At 41.9% G+C, this 19,791-nt stretch carries 15 protein-coding genes; 13 read left to right on the forward strand and 2 right to left on the reverse strand.

All coding sequences use genetic code 11. The features are described from left to right. Positions 1 to 231 precede the first annotated feature (231 nt). The 8 genes from pepA (at position 232) to KZ793_RS08440 (ending at position 12,236) form a co-directional block, all read left to right on the forward strand. Positions 232 to 1,752, forward strand: a complete 1,521-nt coding sequence (pepA, locus tag KZ793_RS08405; RefSeq protein WP_225814941.1) for a leucyl aminopeptidase — start codon at positions 232 to 234, stop codon at positions 1,750 to 1,752. A gap of 61 nt (positions 1,753 to 1,813) precedes the next feature. After that, positions 1,814 to 2,263 carry a DNA polymerase III subunit chi gene (locus KZ793_RS08410; protein ID WP_011148563.1) on the forward strand — a complete coding sequence of 150 codons (450 nt, stop codon included), beginning with the start codon at positions 1,814 to 1,816 and terminating at the stop codon, positions 2,261 to 2,263. Between the two features lie 13 nt (positions 2,264 to 2,276). Continuing rightward, positions 2,277 to 5,174 (forward strand): valine--tRNA ligase, encoded by a 2,898-nt coding sequence (locus tag KZ793_RS08415; RefSeq protein ID WP_225814942.1) that lies wholly within the window; start codon positions 2,277 to 2,279, stop codon positions 5,172 to 5,174. A 507-nt stretch (positions 5,175 to 5,681) separates the two neighbouring features. Then, on the forward strand, positions 5,682 to 6,455 hold the full coding sequence (locus tag KZ793_RS08420; protein WP_225814943.1) for an amino acid ABC transporter substrate-binding protein: 774 nt from the start codon (positions 5,682 to 5,684) through the stop codon (positions 6,453 to 6,455). A 272-nt stretch (positions 6,456 to 6,727) separates the two neighbouring features. Then, positions 6,728 to 7,429, forward strand: a complete 702-nt coding sequence (locus KZ793_RS08425) for an amino acid ABC transporter permease (protein ID WP_225814944.1) — start codon at positions 6,728 to 6,730, stop codon at positions 7,427 to 7,429. Further along, entirely contained in the window at positions 7,407 to 8,171 is a 765-nt protein-coding gene (locus tag KZ793_RS08430; protein WP_225814945.1) for an amino acid ABC transporter ATP-binding protein, read from the forward strand. The genes KZ793_RS08425 and KZ793_RS08430 overlap by 23 nt, the downstream gene beginning before the upstream one ends. A gap of 87 nt (positions 8,172 to 8,258) precedes the next feature. After that, complete coding sequence (locus KZ793_RS08435) at positions 8,259 to 9,032, forward strand: amino acid ABC transporter substrate-binding protein (RefSeq protein WP_225814946.1); 774 nt, start codon at positions 8,259 to 8,261, stop codon at positions 9,030 to 9,032. A gap of 393 nt (positions 9,033 to 9,425) precedes the next feature. Next, positions 9,426 to 12,236 (forward strand): RHS repeat-associated core domain-containing protein, encoded by a 2,811-nt coding sequence (locus KZ793_RS08440; protein ID WP_225814947.1) that lies wholly within the window; start codon positions 9,426 to 9,428, stop codon positions 12,234 to 12,236. Between the two features lie 115 nt (positions 12,237 to 12,351). On the opposite strand, the gene rraB is transcribed toward KZ793_RS08440, so the two are convergent. Beyond that, on the reverse strand, positions 12,352 to 12,759 hold the full coding sequence (gene rraB, locus KZ793_RS08445) for a ribonuclease E inhibitor RraB (protein WP_118984564.1): 408 nt from the start codon (positions 12,757 to 12,759) through the stop codon (positions 12,352 to 12,354). 164 nt (positions 12,760 to 12,923) lie between these two features. Between rraB and argF the strand changes: the two genes are divergently transcribed. Together argF and pyrB are read left to right on the forward strand one after the other, a co-directional pair. Further along, entirely contained in the window at positions 12,924 to 13,940 is a 1,017-nt protein-coding gene (argF, locus tag KZ793_RS08450; protein ID WP_225814948.1) for an ornithine carbamoyltransferase, read from the forward strand. A gap of 309 nt (positions 13,941 to 14,249) precedes the next feature. Next, positions 14,250 to 15,173, forward strand: a complete 924-nt coding sequence (gene pyrB / locus KZ793_RS08455) for an aspartate carbamoyltransferase (protein ID WP_225814949.1) — start codon at positions 14,250 to 14,252, stop codon at positions 15,171 to 15,173. A gap of 303 nt (positions 15,174 to 15,476) precedes the next feature. Here pyrB and KZ793_RS08460 read toward each other — a convergent pair whose 3' ends face one another. Next, positions 15,477 to 15,752, reverse strand: a complete 276-nt coding sequence (locus KZ793_RS08460) for a DUF819 family protein (RefSeq protein WP_225814950.1) — start codon at positions 15,750 to 15,752, stop codon at positions 15,477 to 15,479. 708 nt (positions 15,753 to 16,460) lie between these two features. Between KZ793_RS08460 and pyrI the strand changes: the two genes are divergently transcribed. From pyrI to nrdD, 3 genes are all read left to right on the forward strand, one after another. Next, entirely contained in the window at positions 16,461 to 16,925 is a 465-nt protein-coding gene (pyrI, locus tag KZ793_RS08465) for an aspartate carbamoyltransferase regulatory subunit (RefSeq protein WP_225814951.1), read from the forward strand. A 92-nt stretch (positions 16,926 to 17,017) separates the two neighbouring features. Next, positions 17,018 to 17,404 carry a 2-iminobutanoate/2-iminopropanoate deaminase gene (gene ridA / locus KZ793_RS08470; RefSeq protein ID WP_118984568.1) on the forward strand — a complete coding sequence of 129 codons (387 nt, stop codon included), beginning with the start codon at positions 17,018 to 17,020 and terminating at the stop codon, positions 17,402 to 17,404. Between the two features lie 247 nt (positions 17,405 to 17,651). Then, entirely contained in the window at positions 17,652 to 19,790 is a 2,139-nt protein-coding gene (gene nrdD, locus KZ793_RS08475) for an anaerobic ribonucleoside-triphosphate reductase (protein ID WP_225814952.1), read from the forward strand. Position 19,791: the final 1 nt, after the last annotated feature.

A 19,791-nucleotide genomic window follows, 5' to 3' on the forward strand; every position in this document is an offset into this window, starting at 1 on the left:
TATATATACCATTTATTATGTGCATCAGTTTGGCTTCCTCACTGCTAAAATGATATCGAAGCATTCCATATTCAGGTTCCCAGTCAGAACATACTTATATAGTTAGCTAAATAATAACAACCAGTGCGTTTAGCTTAACATAAATAGTTAATTTTCTATGGGGTAGATTAATGCGGAACGCTATATTTTAGCGATAGCATCCGTCTTTGTCTTTAAGATTCAGGAGAACGCATGGAGTTTAGTGTAAAAAGCGGTAGCCCGGAAAAACAACGTAGTGCATGTATCATTGTCGGCGTTTTCGAACCTCGCCGTCTTTCCTCTATCGCTGAACAACTTGATAAAATAAGTGACGGTTACATCAGTGCATTGCTACGCCGTGGTGAGCTAGAAGGCAAAGTTGGTCAATCACTGCTGCTGCATCATGTTCCCAATGTGTTATCTGAACGTATTCTGCTTATCGGCTGTGGTAAAGAGCGCGAATTGGATGAACGCCAGTATAAACAGATTATTCAGAAAACTATCAATACCCTCAATGAAACGGGTTCAATGGAAGCTGTTTGCTTCTTAACAGAATTGCATGTTAAAGGCCGCAATAATTATTGGAAAGTGCGCCAAGCGGTAGAAACAGCAAAAGAATCGCTCTATGTTTTCAACCAACTCAAAAGTAATAAAAATGAGTTGCGTCGCCCACTGCGTAAAATGGTTTTCAATGTTCCAACCCGTCGGGAGCTAACCAGCGGTGAACGTGCAATCCAGCACGGCCTTGCTATTGCTGCCGGTATTAAAGCGGCCAAAGATCTTGGTAATATGCCACCCAATATCTGTAATGCAGCTTATCTAGCTTCTCAGGCACGCCAGCTCGCAGATGCTGCTAATAGCCATATTACAACAAAAGTGATTGGTGAAGAGCAGATGAAAGAGCTAGGCATGAATGCGTATCTGGCGGTTGGTCAGGGTTCTCAGAATGAATCTCTGATGTCAGTCATGGAATATAAAGGCAGTCCTGATAAAAATGCCAAACCCATCATCCTGGTTGGCAAGGGGCTGACTTTTGACTCCGGAGGTATTTCAATCAAACCTGCGGGTAGCATGGATGAGATGAAATACGATATGTGTGGGGCTGCAACAGTTTATGGCGTGATGCGTGTAGTTTCTGAGTTACAACTACCGCTCAATGTCATCGGTGTCATGGCAGGCTGTGAGAATATGCCAGGAGGTCGCGCTTACCGACCTGGAGATATTTTAACCACCCTATCTGGTCAAACTGTCGAAGTACTCAATACGGATGCCGAAGGCCGTCTGGTTCTGTGCGATACATTAACTTACGTTGAACGTTTTGATCCGGAACTGGTCATTGATATCGCCACGCTGACTGGTGCTTGCATCACGGCTCTTGGTAATCATTACAGTGGATTGCTATCCAACCATAATCCCCTGGCTCATGAGCTACTCAATGCTTCTGAACAATCAGGTGATCGCGCATGGCGTCTGCCAATGACCGATGAGTTTTTTGAGCAAATCGATTCTAATTTCGCTGATCTGGCAAATACCGGTGGCAGTGGAGGTGGCGCGATTACCGCAGCCTGCTTCCTATCTCGCTTCGCCACAAAATATCACTGGGCACATCTGGATATCGCCGGTACTGCATGGCGTTCAGGTAAAGCAAAAGGCGCCACAGGCCGCCCGGTTGCATTACTGTCGCAATTCCTGTTAAATCGTGCAGGCAATGCCGGTATCAATAACGACGATTGATTTGATCTCCCCCGCTTATTAAAGGGCATTTACAATGCCCTTTTTTCGTAACAGAGACATTATGAAAAGTGCCACGTTTTATTTACTGGAACAGCCATCACCTCAGGCAGATTTGCAGGCTCACGAATGGCTAGCGTGTCAATTTGCCGCTGACCAATGGCGAGCAGGAAAACGGGTGCTAATTGCCTGTGAAAATCAGCAACAGGCAGAAAAATTAGATGAAGCCTTATGGCAACGGGAGCCTCATCAGTTCGTGCCACATAATCTTGCTGGTGAAGGGCCAAGATATGGCGCGCCAGTTGAGTTATGTTGGCCACAAAAACGGGGAAATGCCCCCCGTGATATCCTAATAAATCTGTTGCCGCAATTTGCAGACTTTGCCACCGCTTTCCATGAAGTGATAGACTTCGTTCCTATAGATGAAAATTTGAAACAGTTGGCGCGTGAACGATATAAATCATATCGCAGCGTCGGCTTTAATTTGACCATGGCAACGCCGCCAACATACTAAGTATCAAGATAAAATGGAAAAAACACCCGCAACTCAAACGCAAGCCGAGCCATCTCTCGATAAAACGTACAATCCTAAAGAAATTGAGCAACCTCTTTATAACCATTGGGAGAAAAGTGGTTACTTCAAACCTAACGGCGATACCAGCCGTGAGAGTTTCTGTATTGTTATCCCGCCACCAAACGTGACCGGCAGCCTGCATATGGGCCATGCGTTTCAGCAAACCATTATGGATACCATGACCCGTTATCAGCGAATGCAGGGTAAAAATACTTTGTGGCAGTCCGGTACTGACCACGCAGGTATTGCTACTCAAATGGTAGTTGAGCGCAAGATCGCAGCAGAAGAAGGCAAAACCCGTCACGATTATGGCCGTGATGCGTTTATCGATAAGATCTGGCAGTGGAAAGCAGAATCCGGCGGCACGATTACCAATCAGATGCGTCGTCTGGGTAACTCCGTTGATTGGGAGCGCGAGCGTTTCACTATGGATGAAGGTCTATCCAACGCCGTAAAAGAAGCCTTTGTCCGTTTATATAAAGAAAATCTCATTTATCGGGGTAAACGTCTGGTTAACTGGGACCCGAAATTGCACACTGCAATTTCTGATCTGGAAGTTGAGAACCGTGAAGTTAAAGGTTCCATGTGGCATCTGCGTTATCCATTGGCCGATGGTGTCACGACCGCAGAAGGGAAAGATTACCTGATTGTTGCAACTACCCGGCCTGAAACCATGCTAGGCGATACCGGCGTAGCCGTTAACCCGGAAGATCCGCGTTATAAGGATTTAATCGGCAAAGAAATTATTCTGCCATTAGTTAACCGCCGCATTCCTATTATTGGTGATGAACATGCGGATATGGAAAAAGGTACCGGTTGCGTAAAAATTACACCAGCCCATGACTTCAATGACTATGAAGTCGGTAAACGTCATACCCTGCCGATGATCAATATCATGACATTTGATGGCAACATCCGTCATGAAGCAGAAGTTTTCGATACTCATGGCGAAATTTCTGATAGTTACAGTTCTGATATTCCAGCCGAATATCAAGGCATAGAGCGTTTTGCCGCCCGTAAAGTTATCGTGGCTGAGTTCGAAAGACTGGGCCTGCTGGTTGAAATTAAAGCTCATGCTCTGACCGTTCCTTATGGCGATCGCGGCGGTGTGGTTATTGAACCCATGCTGACTGATCAATGGTATGTCCGTACTGCGCCTCTGGCAAAAGTGGCTATCGAAGCCGTTGAAAATGGCGATATCCAGTTTGTACCTAAGCAGTATGAAAATATGTATTACTCTTGGATGCGCGATATTCAGGATTGGTGTATCTCTCGTCAATTATGGTGGGGCCACCGCATCCCGGCATGGTATGACGCCAACGGTAATGTCTATGTTGGTCGCAGTGAAGAAGAAGTACGTCGTGAAAATAATCTGGGCACAGATATCTCTTTAAACCAAGATGAAGATGTACTGGATACCTGGTTCTCTTCCGGTTTATGGACTTTCTCTACCCTTGGCTGGCCTGAACAAACTGAGGCGTTGAAAACTTTCCACCCAACCGATGTGTTGGTGAGTGGTTTTGATATTATCTTTTTCTGGATTGCCCGTATGATCATGATGACCATGCATTTCATCAAAGATGAAAATGGCAAACCTCAGGTTCCATTTAAGACTGTTTACATGACCGGTCTTATCCGGGATGAAGAAGGTCAGAAGATGTCCAAATCCAAAGGGAATGTCATTGACCCATTGGACATGGTTGACGGTATTTCTCTGGAAGATCTGCTAGAAAAACGTACTGGCAATATGATGCAGCCCCAGTTGGCTGAAAAAATCTGCAAACGTACTGAGAAACAATTCCCGGCAGGTATTGAAGCGCATGGTACCGATGCCCTGCGCTTTACGTTAGCAGCGCTGGCCTCAACAGGTCGTGATATCAACTGGGATATGAAACGTCTACAAGGTTACCGTAATTTCTGTAACAAATTGTGGAATGCCAGCCGTTTTGTTCTCATGAATACAGAAGGTCAGGATTGCGGCCAACATGGCGGAGAAATGGTGCTATCGTTGGCTGATCGTTGGATTCTGGCTGAATTTAACCAAACAGTAAAAGCTTACCGTGAAGCACTGGATACCTATCGTTTCGATATGGCTGCCAATATTCTTTATGAATTCACCTGGAACCAGTTCTGTGACTGGTATCTAGAGCTCTCTAAACCGGCAATTAACAAAGGTTCAGAGGCAGAAGTTCGTGGCGCCCGTCATACTCTGATCGAAGTTCTGGAAGGATTATTGCGCCTGGCTCACCCAATTATTCCATTTATCACCGAAACCATCTGGCAACGGGTGAAAGTGGTTAAAGGAATTGAGGCAGATACCATTATGCTGCAACCGTTCCCTGCATTTGATCTAGCGAAAACTGATGAGCTAGCGCTGAACGATCTGGAATGGATTAAAGAAGCGATTATTGCGGTACGTAATATTCGTGCTGAAATGAACATCGCACCAGGTAAACCGCTGGAAGTTCTGCTGCGTAATGCCGATGCTGATGCACAACGTCGTGTAGCGGAAAACCTGAATTTTATTCAGGCAATGGGCCGCTTATCTTCTGTTACGCTTCTGTCTGCGGGTGAAGAAGCGCCAATTTCTGTCACTAAACTGATTAATGGCGCAGAAGTATTAATCCCAATGGCTGGCTTAGTGGATAAAGAGGCTGAACTAAGCCGTTTGAATAAAGAGATTGAGAAGTTGGATAAAGAGATTGGTAGCATTGAAGGCAAGCTATCAAATGAAGGCTTCGTCAGCCGTGCACCCGAAGCTGTTGTAGCCAAAGAGCGCGAACGTCTGGCAAGCTGCAATACATCAAAAGAGAAGCTGCTGGCTCAGAAGGAAACGATTGCCGCATTGTAATATTCTCAAAAAATAAATTTCTACCAAAGCCACTACAATTTATTGTCAGTGGCTTTTTAATTTAAATAGTAAACGATAAAATTAATAATAAAGTGTAAATTCAACCGATTATATATAAACATCATCAAAAATATTGAAAATAACAATATCGATTCTATTAACATAAATAATCGTCTATTTCATTCATTTCCATATTTATATATCTTAAATGACAATATAATATAATTTTATTTTATATATAAACCATTAGATTTCGCATATTATATAGAGAATAAAATCATATAAATATATTATTACAAGTAAAAAGGTGAACAATAATTAAAATATAGTTTAACTCAACATTCAATTATTTATTGTTCCAAATAATTTATTTCAGTAGGGATTATTAAGGTAGCAATAAATAGTCAATACAGAGAGCAAACAGAAGCCAAAGCACACATAAAGTCCATAGGATCACTCATTTCCAACGTATTAATTCACTAATTTATAACAACTCGGAGAAACAAAATGAAAACAATTCTTACCCTATTATTGGCAAGTACTATCCAACTCGGTCTCGTACATTCAGCTAATGCAGAATCAACCCTTGATAAGATTAAATCCACCGGCACATTCAGAATAGCTACTGAAGGAGCTTATCCACCATTTACTTATCACGACGCCTCAGGTACTTTAACCGGTTTCGACGTCGACATTGGCCGTGAAATTGCACACCGATTGAATGTCAAACCAACATTTATTGAAGGAAAATGGGACGGACTTATTGCCGGACTGAATGCTGGACGTTCTGATGCAGTAATTAATCAAATTTCGATTACACCTGAACGCAAGAAAAAATATGACTTCTCCATCCCCTATATCACATCGCAAGCGGTACTTATCATTAATAAAGATAACAACAACATAAGAACATTCAGTGATTTACAAGGCAAAACCTCAGCACATACCCTGACCAACAACTTTGCCCAAATAGCAAGAGATAACGGTGCAGAAATTATTGGCACGAATGGATTTAGTCAGGAAATCGAACTGGTTAGTACCGGCAGAGCCGATGCCACTATTAATGATAACCTATCTTATCTGGACTATAAGAAACACAAACCAAACGCACCGGTAAAAATTGTTGCAACGAGCCCCAATGCAGGGCAGACAGCCGTTTTACTTCGTCAGGGGGAATCAGAACTAAAAGTTGCTATTGATCAAGCAATAACTGACATCAAAGCCGATGGTACCTATCAGCGTATCTGGGCTTACTATTTTGGCGATAATCCTTCCGAATAAGTGAAATATTTCCTTAATTCAGATATACAGTTCCCTGGAAGTTAAAGACAAATTCTGACCTGGGAACTTTATCATTAATCCTGTTGAATCGAATAATCATAGAATATTTGACCAAATATCAACTATATTAATTTATATAAATTCTTTTATATATCTAAAATGACAATATGATATAACTTTATTTTATATATATAAATTGACAGCTTGCCATATGATATTCAAAAAAATCACATATAAATATATTGTTACATTACACACGATAGGGAAAATATATGGAGCCCTCTTGGTTTAATCTAGTACTTGATTCTTTTTGGCCTATGCTTTATGCGGGCTTTACTTTCACTATTCCACTAACGCTGATTACCTTTACTCTCGGTATTATACTGGGCTTTATCGTAGCACTTATCCGGCTTTACGGGCCAAAACCGCTTATTGCTATCGCCAAATTCTACGTCTGGCTGATCCGTGGCACACCGTTGCTGGTACAACTGTTTCTTATTTTTTATGCCTTACCTAGCGTCGGCATTACGTTAGGCGCATTTACCTCGGCAGTGATTGGTTTCACTTTAAATATTGGCGCCTATACCTCTGAGATAATTCGCGCCACTTTATTGTCTGTACCAAAAGGGCAGTGGGAAGCGGCTTATTCTATCAGTATGAGCTGGACACAATCACTGCGTCGGATCATTCTGCCTCAGGCTGCAAGAATCGCTATTCCACCACTCTCAAACACGTTTATTTCACTGGTGAAAGATACTTCACTGGCCTCAGTCATCACCGTACCGGAACTTTTCCTTGCCGCACAACGTATTGCTGCGGTGACCTATCAACCACTCATTCTTTATACTGAAGCGGCAATACTTTATCTGATAATCAGTTCAGTGTTGTCATCACTACAAGCCCGTCTGGAAAAGAAGTTTTCGCAAAAGAGTGACACACAGGAATTAAAAGATGATCCAACTCTCCGGCATTGAAAAAAGTTTTAACGGGCAAAAGGTCCTGAAAAAAATCGATCTTACCATTGAGGAAGGCAGCCTGACCGCACTGATTGGCCCGTCCGGAAGTGGCAAAAGCACGCTATTACGCTGCATCAACTTATTAGAAATTCCCCAGGCCGGGAAGCTCCAGATCGGCAATGAAAGCATGGCCTTCACCGGCAAAGGGCGGATTGCCCACAAGGATATACAACGGATTCGCCAACAAACCGGCATGGTGTTTCAAAACTTTCAGCTTTTCCCCCATCTCACCGTCATTGAAAACATTATGGAAGGGTTAATCTGGGTTCAGAAATGGTCACGTGAACAGGCTAAACAGCGAGCGCTTGAACTACTGGAAAAGGTTGACATGTCACACAAGGCCGATGTCTTTCCAACCACACTATCCGGCGGTCAGCAACAGCGTGTAGCAATTGCCCGGGCACTGGCACCTTCACCCAAAGTGTTATTATGCGACGAACCAACTTCCGCACTTGATCCAGAATTATCGCAGGAAGTTGTTGCCGTATTAAAGCAGTTGGCTAAAGAAGGAACCACAATGTTAATGGCTACTCATGATCTGCGTCTGGCAGCAAACCTTGCCCACGACGTCATATTTTTAGAATCCGGGGAAATTGTCGAATCGGGAACGTCGAAAACGATTTTTACTCGTGCCCTTAAACAACGTACTGTGGAATTTATTTCAACTTTAACCCATACTTTACCGGATTGGGAGATATAACCCACCGTTAAAATAACCTTGCCGTAATTGATCTGAGAATCAGTTCATTACCATCAAATAAATTTCTTAACAGTTTGGAGAAATAAAATGAAAGTGTTGCTTACCGCATTATTAGCGGGTGCTATTCAATTCGGCATTGCATATTCTGCGCATGCAGAGTCTGGCCTTGATAATATTAAATCAACAGGTGTATTCAAAATCGCTACCGAAGGAACCTATCCACCATTTACTTATCACGATGCTTCCGGAGCCTTAACTGGATTTGATATTGACATTGGCCGCGAAATCGCTCGACGTCTGAATGTTAAAGCCCAATTTACCGAAGGCAAGTGGGATGGGCTTATTGCCGGGCTTGATGCCAAACGCTATGACGCGGTACTTAATCAGGTCGCTATTACGCCAGAACGCAAAAAGAAATATGACTTTTCCGCGCCGTATATCATATCTAAAGCTGTACTTATCACCCGGCAAAATAATGACAATATAAAAACGTTCAGCGATCTGAAAGGTAAAACCTCAAGCCATAGCTTAACCAGCAATTACGCCCAGTTAGCAAAACATTTCGGTGCGGAAATCGTCCCTACCGAAGGATTTAATCAGGCAATCGATTTGGTTGCTACAGGCAGAGCCGATGCCACGATCAACGATAATCTGTCCTATCTCGATTTTAGGAAACACAAACCCAAAGCCCCGGTAAAAGTTGTCGCGACCGAACCCAATGGCGATCCAGTCGGTGTGCTAATTCGTAAAGGTGAACCGGAACTACAAGCCGCTATCGATAAGGCACTAGCCGATATCAAAGCCGATGGTACTTATCTACGCATTTCCACTCAGTATTTCGGTACCGATGTTTCTAAATAAGAAAATAACCACCTCTTCTTGCAAGAGGTGATTATCTATTTATCAATTAATTATTTCTCTTTTTACATTCAAAAAATTTTAATCATTATTAAATTAATATTTTCTCGTTAATTGTTACTTTAAAAATATATTCAAGAAAGTTATTAATTAATTTTTTCTTAATCACAATTAAATAATTAAAATATCTATTTCGGTGTAAAAACATCATTTAATAGAAATAATTTCTTTCCCCTTTAGCATTCTATTCCTATCTATTGGAATATTAATTCTCATACTGTCAATCTCAAAAATTATCATACTATTCTGTTAAAGATTTTATTCATTCCGTAGTAAAGTCTCAAGTCGTTACTATTAAGCCGACTAACAGATTAAAACAGCATAAGGAGCTGCAATATGAGTCGTTACAATTCTGCAATTAACCGAAATACCCCATCTGTCAGCGTACTAGATAATCGAGGGTTGAATATACGTACGCTGGAATACCTGCGTACTCAGGCTGATGAAACCAATAGCAGCGAATTGCTCACTCGTCATGAATTTAATACTCAAGGATTTCAAGTAAAAAGCACGGACCCACGTAGATATAAAAATCAGAGTGACTCAAACTTCTCTCGTGTCTTTAACCTTGCTGGAAATACACTGCGTGAAGAAAGTATCGATGCTGGCCGAACGATTACCTTGAACGATATCGAAGGACGCCCAATGCTGACTATCAATGCAATCGGCGCTCGTCAGACCCATCACTATGAAGGTAATACCTTGCCCGGCCGCTTGCTGGCTGTCACCGAGTTAATACAAAAGAACGAGAAAACCACGGAGCGCCTTATTTGGGCAAGTAATACAAATGCAGAGAAAAACCAGAATCTCGCCGGACAATGTATACGCCATTATGACACGGCGGGGTTGATACAATTGGCAAGCCTGTCCTTAACAGGATCGGTTTTATCGCAATCTCGTCAATTAATAGCCGACGATCTGGAAGCTAATTGGCTTAGTGATGACGAAAATAGTTGGCGTACAAAACTGAACGACAACATATTCACTACTCAAAATCAAACTGATGCCGTTGGTACTCTGCTAACCCAAATCGATGCCAAGGGAAATATACAGCGGCTGGCCTATGATGTAGCAGGTCAATTGAAAGGTAGCTGGTTAACACTAAAAGGCCAATCCGAAAAAGTTATTGTGCAGTCGATTACCTGGTCAGCAGCCGGACAAAAATTACAAGAAGAACACGGTAACGGCGTTATTACGGAATATACCTATGAACCAGAAACCCAACGGTTAATTAACATTACAACCCGCCGGACGAAAGATAGTACAAAACCACTACAGGATTTACGTTATGAATATGATCCGGTTGGCAATGTAATCAGTATTCGTAATGATGCAGAAGCAACCCGGTTCTGGCGTAATCAGAAAATAGTACCAGAAAATGCGTATGCCTATGATTCTCTGTACCAACTCATCAAAGCAACCGGCCGTGAAATGGCTAACATTGGTCAGCAAGGAAGCCAGCTCCCCCCTTTAATTACCCCTCTTCCTACCGATGACAATACCTATACTAACTACACTCGCACTTACACCTACGACGATAGCGGCAACCTGACACAAATCCGGCATAGCGCGCCGGTAAGTAACAATAACTACACCACAAATATCACCCTCTCAAACTGTAATAACCGTGGTGTCCTTAGTACCCTAACCAACGATCCTAATCTCGTTGACACATTCTTTGATGCAGGTGGTCATCAAACCAGTCTGTTATCAGGACAATCGCTAAACTGGACATCACGAGGAGAACTACAACAAGTGAACCAAAGTGGTAACACCGCGCGTGAGTGGTACCGCTATGACAGTGACGGAATACGGCTACTGAAAATAAATGAACAGCAAACATCCAATGCCACGCAACAACAACGCGTCACTTACCTGCCAGGATTAGAATTACACACCACACAAAGCGGCGCCAATATCACCGAAGAGCTGCAAGTTATTACTGTCGGGCAAGCAGGGAGAGCACAAGTACGCGTGCTACACTGGGAAAAAGGCCAACCCACTGGCATAAATAACGATCAAGTCAGATACAACTACGATAATCTTACGCATAGCAGCGAACTAGAACTGGATATGGACGGAGAAATTATCAGTTGGGAAGAATATTACCCCTATGGCGGTACTGCGGTATGGGCAGCAAGAAATCAGCTTGAAGCCGGTTACAAAACCATTCGTTATTCAGGCAAAGAGCGTGATGCAACGGGACTGTACTATTATGGCTACCGTTATTATCAACCGTGGGCTGGTAGATGGTTAAGCGCTGACCCTGCTGGAACAGTGGATGGCCTAAATTTGTACCGTATGGTAAGAAATAATCCAATGACTGGCATAGATGAAGATGGGCGTATATTTAAAACCGTAGCAACAGGTGCATTAGGCGTTGGCGGTATGGCATACGAACTTTACAAGCACAGAAATCAACAGGCTGAAAAGCCTCAGATGCCCTCTCCTGCCTCTGAATCCTATGGTGATCAACAAGTCAGCAAAATCACCCAAAAAGCGAGTGCTTTAAAAGAAAGTTATGACCCCATTAAGCAAATGGCCCATAACATAGCTGGACGTAAAGAAGCCGCAGAACACCTTGCACAAGGACAAATCCCTGGCGCTCAAGCAATAAAAGAAGGGGCAAGTTTAGTGGCGGCTGCCGGAGAATTTGCCGCGGCTGGCAATGTCGGTGAACTCAACAAAACCGCGCTAACGAAAGCCGCAGGTACCGATGCAATTAACAATTTTAGCCTCACTTTTGAGGGTATAAAAAAGGTATTTAAGGCAGGTGCTGCCACTGCTACCGTCACCCCAGAAAAGCTGGAAGAGCTGCAAAGAGCAACTGATGATTTAAAAGAGGTCGCAACAGATACGCTAATTACCGGAGCATCACTGGGGGCGACTGTCGGTGCCACACTGGACACAGCCGCCGCGATCGCGCCACATCCGGTAGCTAAGGTAGCCTTAAAAGGTCTGTCACTGGCATGGAAAGTCACCGGCATTGTTCACACCGCAGAAGAATTAGGCGAGCTGGCAGAAAAACATAATGATCTGGTTTCTAATGAGCTAGGACAAGAATTAAAAAGGGAAATCACCGAGGCAAACCAAATCAGGAAGGGAACCATACTCTCAAAAGTCAGAGAACATGGTTTGATAAAATAGTCTATTAAAATGCAATAGTCCTTATTCGCCAAAGCAGATAAGGACTATTTTGTTTTGAATCACATGTATCAGTCACGACCAGAGCTAACACAGGATTCTTAACATACTGATTATACTAATGAAGTCTACTCTCACCCTGCTCCGGCAAATCATCTTCATCTTGCTCATCAGGATCTTCGAAGTAAGTGCCCCAGCCGTCATAATTAATGCCGATTTTTTCAGCCAGATTCACCAACTGTTCAACCTGGGCATCAATCAATTCTGCATTCAATCCACACTCACTGATAACATCACAACACATCAGAATAGTCCCATCTTCGACTTCCAATTCTTCCGCATCAGTCACTTCATAACCCAGTTTAAAGGCTTCAACCGCTGCCTTTTCCAACAGATTAAAGTCCTCAGCAGAAAAGTGATGCTCAATGGCATAAAGTGCATCTGGATCACTACCATCTTCCAGTAACTCTTCAATAATAAGGCGCGTTTCTTCACGTTGTTCTTCTAAGTCTCTTTGATTTGCCATACCTAATATCCTCAAGCAGTTGGCCGTCCCAATATTCATTCTCCCACACCACAGGCGGGCTAACCACTGTTTACATCAAAGAAATCTAATACGGAGTTGAAATTGCATTTTTATAGATATAGATTGAATTTAAATGCAAACAATAAATGCGGAGACACCAAACAATGAATCCGTTCCATCAGCGTCATTTTCTAAGGCTACTTGATTTTTCCTCAGCAGAAATTCATGCCTTGCTAAAGCTAGCTGCTGAATTAAAATCGACTAAAAAATCTGGTACAGAAAAAGCCCTGTTAACAGGCAAAAATATTGTGCTGATTTTTGAAAAAGATTCCACCCGTACCCGCTGCTCATTTGAAGTGGCAGCTTACGATCAAGGAGCAAATATCACCTACCTCGGTTCCAGTGGCAACCAAATTGGCCATAAAGAATCGATCAAAGATACCGCCCATATACTTGGCCGTATGTATGATGGTATTCAATATCGCGGCTATGCCCAGACAATCGTTGAATCACTGGCAAAATATGCAGGTGTTCCGGTATGGAATGGGCTAACAGACGAATTTCACCCAACTCAGCTACTGGCAGATCTGCTAACTATTCAGGAACATCAACCAGAAAAACCATTGTCAGAAATCAAATTCGCCTACTTAGGGGATGCCCGTAACAATATGGGTAACACCATGCTAGAAGCCGCGGCACTAACGGGCATGGATGTTCGGTTGATTGCCCCTGAAAAGTACTGGCCCAATGCCGCTCTGGTGACTGAATGTCAGAAACTGGCTGAAAAAACAGGAGGTAAAATTACTCTGACGGAAAATATCGCCGAAGGGGTTAAAAATGCCGATTTTCTTTATACCGATGTCTGGGTTTCTATGGGCGAGCCAAAAGAAGTTTGGCAACAACGAATTAACCTACTGAAACCCTATCAAGTGAATATGAATGTGGTGAACATGACAGGCAATCCACAGGTAAAATTCCTGCACTGTCTGCCAGCATTTCATAATGAAGAAACAACATTAGGCAAACAACTCGCTGCTGAATTTAATATGTATGGAGGGCTGGAAGTTACTAATGAAGTTTTTGAATCAGAACACAGCATTGTGTTTGATCAAGGAGAAAATCGCCTACATACCATTAAAGCAGTAATGGTAGCAACTCTAGCAAATGATCTTAAAATCTAATTAGTTGGGATATCCGCAGGATTATGTCTTTAAAGATGTGATCCTGCCAATATTATTTTTCTTCGGCCAAATGCTTGCTGTAAGATTTTTCACGAGTATAATGCGCCACAATTTGCCGGGAGAAATCATGAAAGACAGCGCTTATTTTTGTCAAGCCAAAGTGCAACTGCCTGAAGGAAGGCAGCCAATCATCATTGTTTTCCCGTTGCTAAACCAATCATTTAACGCCCCTCATTGAGGGGCTTTTTTTTGCCTGGTAATCAATTCATGATCGCCACCCCGGATGTCAGCATTAGAGGAGAGTGAAAAATGGCTAATCCGTTATATCGCAAACATATCATCTCAATAAATGATCTGAGCCGCGAAGATCTGGAATTGGTGTTGCAGACTGCTGCCGCACTGAAAGCCAGACCACAACCTGAATTGCTGAAACCCAAGGTTATCGCTAGTTGTTTCTTCGAAGCTTCCACCCGCACTCGCCTCTCTTTTGAAACAGCAATCCACCGCCTTGGCGCTTCAGTTGTCGGTTTCTCGGACAGCAGCAACACCTCTCTGGGCAAGAAAGGTGAAACGCTAGCCGATACTATTTCCGTTATTAGCCAATATGTTGACGCCATCGTGATACGCCATCCGCAAGAAGGTGCCCCACGTCTGGCTTCTGAATTTTCCAGCGACACTCCGATTATCAATGCCGGTGATGGCGCTAACCAACATCCAACTCAAACCTTGCTGGATCTGTTCACTATCCAGGAAACTCAGCAACGGCTGGACAGTCTGAATATCGCTATGGTTGGTGACCTAAAATATGGCCGCACTGTCCATTCGCTATCACAAGCGCTGGCGAAATTTAATGGCAATCACTTTTATTTTATCGCCCCGGAAGCATTGGCAATGCCAAACCACATTCTTCATATGCTAAATGAAAAAGGTGCAACCTACAGCCAACACGCTAATATTGAAGAAGTATTACCGGAGCTAGATATTCTTTATATGACTCGTGTACAGAAAGAGCGTCTCGATCCCTCCGAATATGCCAACGTAAAAGCACAATTTGTTCTGCGCGCCTCTGATCTGATCGGAGCGAAAGAGAACCTCAAAGTTCTGCACCCGTTGCCACGTATTGATGAAATTACTGTCGATGTAGATAAAACGCCCTATGCTTATTATTTCCAACAGGCAGAGAATGGTATTTATGCTCGCCAGGCTCTATTATCTTTAGTTTTAAATGAATGATTAAAGCAGAGAAAGTACTTTTTTATCCACAAATATAATGGGTTATTATTTTCTTCTGGAATAGCAATTAATCAGTTTGTTTACCACCTTCGGTATAGAAGACAAACCGAATGTGGTACCAAAATATGTCTTGTCCATTCCGTGAGCAAGACAGTATCTCCGGGCAGTTAAAGTGCGCACAAAAACCATCACTTTTGTCTACACGCTGCCCGGTCCCCTCCTTTGACGACAAAGGCGGGAAAATAAAATAGCCTAATGAAATTATAATTTTTTAATATTCGCCTGAAAATATTATGATTAATTTCACAAAATCTCTGTAACAACAAAATAAACAATCGACCCAATATAGTTGCCAATCACATATCCTCCCGTTCCAATAACCATAATAGGACCAACTAAGCCTATCCAACCTCTACTAATCGCTACCGCTGCGGCGGTTGTTGAGCCACCAATATTTGCATTACATGCAAGTATAATTTCCTCAAGGTTAAATTTAAATAACTTACCAAAACTAAGGGTTAATAATAAGTTAATCATTACGATAATGAATACAAATAAAAGAAACTTTCCAATTTTCATTAATAAGGTTATGTAAATTAATTTTAAATAATACTTTTTCTAACCACTCAGAGTTTAGTAAAACCATTTATTCTAAGGTTAAAAGTTTGATTGTTGCTTGAATCTATACATTATCAAAATAATGTCTAAATGTTCATAACAATCATTTATTAAAGTTCCATTAATGATTTTCCGACCAAAACATTTTTTCAATAAAAAAAGCAAACAATATATTTACGCGCTCATTATTTAAATAAATATTTTAAAGTTTTATTCTTCATTTTATCTAATGGAATAAATCATATTATTAATAATGACTTTATAAAATAAACATATTAATTTAAAACTAAATCCTTGACATAAATAATCTATTAACCTTTAAATTACCAACAAACATTAATTAAATAAAGTTCTTTAAAATCAATCTATTATTAACCATTAATTTTAAGATATTAAATTGCCTTTTAATTTAAAAACAACAGTTTACAATAAGATAAATAATTAAAACAAAATAGCCAAAATAAATAAACTCAACATAGTGATCTTATAACAATGATGGCTAAAGCTAAATATATGGAATAACAACGGTAAGATAATATTGATTTATCTACGTCTTATCTGGATAAACAGGATAACACCGCCTAAAATGGAAGGCGTGTCGATTCTTAACAATATATCTGGAGGATGAATACAGAAAGTTGTCACTAAAATGTATTCATACAAAACACTATGACCCACGATCATAAACTACAAGTCGAAGCCATTAGATGCGGTACGGTGATTGACCATATCCCAGCTCAGGTCGGTTTCAAGTTACTCTCTCTATTTAAGCTGACTGAAACCGATCAACGCATTACCATCGGCCTGAACCTGCCTTCCAATCAGTTAGGAAAAAAAGATCTCATCAAAATCGAAAACACATTTCTGACAGAACAACAGGCTAATCAGCTTGCTATGTATGCGCCAAATGCAACGGTGAACTGTATTGAAGACTATGAGGTTGTGAAGAAACTCCCCATTAACTTGCCTGAGCGTATCGACAGTGTATTAGTCTGCCCTAACAGCAACTGTATCAGCCACAATGAACCCGTAGAAAGCAGTTTTCGAGTCAAAGTGACAATAGAAGATGTGGTGCTGACCTGTAAATACTGCGAGAAAGAGTTTGACCGCAACGTAGTAATACTCAACGATTAAACGAGCTATGTCAGTTGCTGAGGCAGAAGCGGATACTATAATAGTATCCTTGATGAAATATTCATTAAGTTATCACATTAACAGGAGAACCTATGTCATACGAGATTAATACCAATAAAGCCCCTGCTGCAATTGGTCCATATGTTCAGGGTGTTGATCTAGGCAATATGGTCATCACTTCCGGACAGATCCCAGTCGATCCAGCAACAGGTGATGTCGCAGAAGATATCGCCGCTCAAGCTCGCCAATCACTGGAAAATGTTAAAGCTATCGTTGAGAGAGCAGGTCTCACTGTCGGTGACATTGTTAAAACAACAGTCTTCGTTAAAGACCTGAATGACTTCGGCACTGTTAACGCAACTTATGAAGCATTCTTCAAAGAACACAATGCATCTTTCCCAGCACGTTCTTGCGTTGAAGTAGCCCGTCTGCCAAAAGACGTTAAAATCGAAATCGAAGCTATCGCGATTCGTAAATAATCCCTGTCTTATTTTCTATCCCCCTGGTTAGTTACTAACCAAGGGGTTTTACTTCTCACTAAACCTCAAATATAAGTCTCTATTCTTTGTTTCAGATCAAATGAGATCGTGATTATCTCACTCAAAATAACCATATATTGTGTTTAAATATAAAAATATCACTATATATAGCAACATCTATCTTTAAGCTGAATATCAGAACGAGAATGGTTTGCCCTTTTGGGCAACATTCTCAAGGAGTCATATTGTGGAAACTGTTGTGATAAAACGGGATGGCCGTCAGGAACCATTTGATAAGAGCCGTATCAGAGATGCCGTAAAACGAGCTGCTTCTGCCATTGGAATGACAGATGATGAGTATTGTATCCAAGTTGCATCCACAGTAACGCAATTAATGGCTGTCTACAGGCAAGTTGATGTGCAAGATATTCAGAACGCAGTAGAAAAGCAATTGATAGCAGACAACTATAAGCATCTTGCCCGCGACTATATTCAATATCGTCATGACAGGGATACTGTCCGAGAATTACACAGCCGACTTAATCAAGAAATCCGTGGCTTAGTTGAACAGAGTAACGTTTCCCTGCTCAATGAGAACGCAAATAAAGACAGCAAAGTGATTCCAACTCAACGGGATCTGTTAGCCGGGATTGTTGCTAAAAATTATGTCAAACAACATATTCTGCCCCGCAGTGTGGTATTGGCTCACGAAAGAGGAGAAATCCACTATCATGATCTCGATTATTCCCCCTTTTTCCCAATGTTTAACTGTATGCTAATCGACCTGAAAGGCATGCTAACCAATGGGTTCAAAATGGGTAATGCTGAAATAGAACCACCAAAATCCATTTCAACCGCAACAGCGGTAACGGCTCAAATTATCGCGCAGGTTGCCAGCCATATTTATGGCGGTACCACTATCAATCGTATAGATGAAGTATTGGCGCCCTTCGTTAAAGCCAGCTATGAAAAACACTTGGCAATTGCCGAACAGTGGGATATCACCGATAAAAAATCTTATGCCGAAGCACAAACAGAAAAAGAGTGTTACAACGCTTTCCAATCACTGGAATATGAAGTTAATACACTGCATACCGCCAATGGACAGACTCCTTTTGTTACTTTTGGCTTTGGTCTGGGTACGTCAAAAGAATCCCGCCTAATCCAGCAATCTATTCTACGTAACCGCATTGCTGGTTTAGGTAAGAATCATAAAACAGCGGTATTCCCCAAACTGGTATTTGCTATCCGTGATGGCCTGAATCACAAGCTTGGTGATCCTAACTACGATATCAAGCAACTGGCTCTCAAATGTGCCAGTAAGCGCATGTATCCTGATATTCTTAACTATGATCAAGTAGTTAAAGTCACAGGCTCCTTTAAAACCCCAATGGGCTGTCGCAGTTTCCTCGGTGTTTATGAGGAAAAGGGTGAGCAAATTCATGAAGGACGCAATAACTTAGGGGTGATCAGTTTGAATCTGCCTCGGATTGCTATCGAAGCCAAAGGAGATGAAAAATATTTCTGGCAACTACTGGACAAGCGTCTGGCACTGGCAAAGCAAGCACTAATGACCCGTATTACCCGCGTGGAAAGTGTCAAAGCACGAGTTGCACCAATCCTTTATATGGAAGGTGCCTGTGGGGTTCGTTTAAAAGCCGATGATAATATCGCGGAAATCTTTAAACATGGTCGGGCTTCTATTTCTCTGGGCTATATTGGTATTCATGAAACCATTAATGCATTGTATGGCAATCAGGTTCATCTATTTGATGATCAACAATTGCGTGTAAAAGCACTCTCAATTGTTGATCATCTGCAAAAAGCCACTGCTCAATGGAAAAAAGAAACGGGTTATGGTTTCAGTTTGTACAGCACACCAAGTGAAAACCTATGTGACCGTTTCTGCCGCCTTGATACCGCTGAGTTTGGTGTTATCAAAGGGGTAACAGACAAAGGCTATTACACCAACAGTTTCCATCTTGACGTTGAAAAGAAGGTCAATCCTTATGACAAATTGGATTTTGAAGCCCCTTATCCACCACTCACAAACGGCGGTTTTATCTGTTACGGCGAGTATCCTAATCTGCAACATAATCTGAAAGCACTGGAAGATGTCTGGGATTACAGCTACTCACGCGTTCCTTATTACGGTACCAATACCCCTATCGACGAGTGCTATGACTGTGAATTTACCGGTGAATTCTCCTGTACCAGTAAAGGGTTTACCTGTCCACGTTGTGGCAATCATGAACCTTCCAGAGTATCAGTCATCCGCCGCGTCTGTGGTTATCTGGGAAGCCCCGATGCCCGCCCATTCAATGCAGGCAAGCAGGAAGAAGTGAAACGCAGAGTAAAACATCTGACAAATAGGAAATTAGACTAAT

Origin of the sequence: Photorhabdus antumapuensis (genome assembly GCF_020387775.1) — a bacterium.
GTDB lineage: Bacteria > Pseudomonadota > Gammaproteobacteria > Enterobacterales > Enterobacteriaceae > Photorhabdus > Photorhabdus antumapuensis.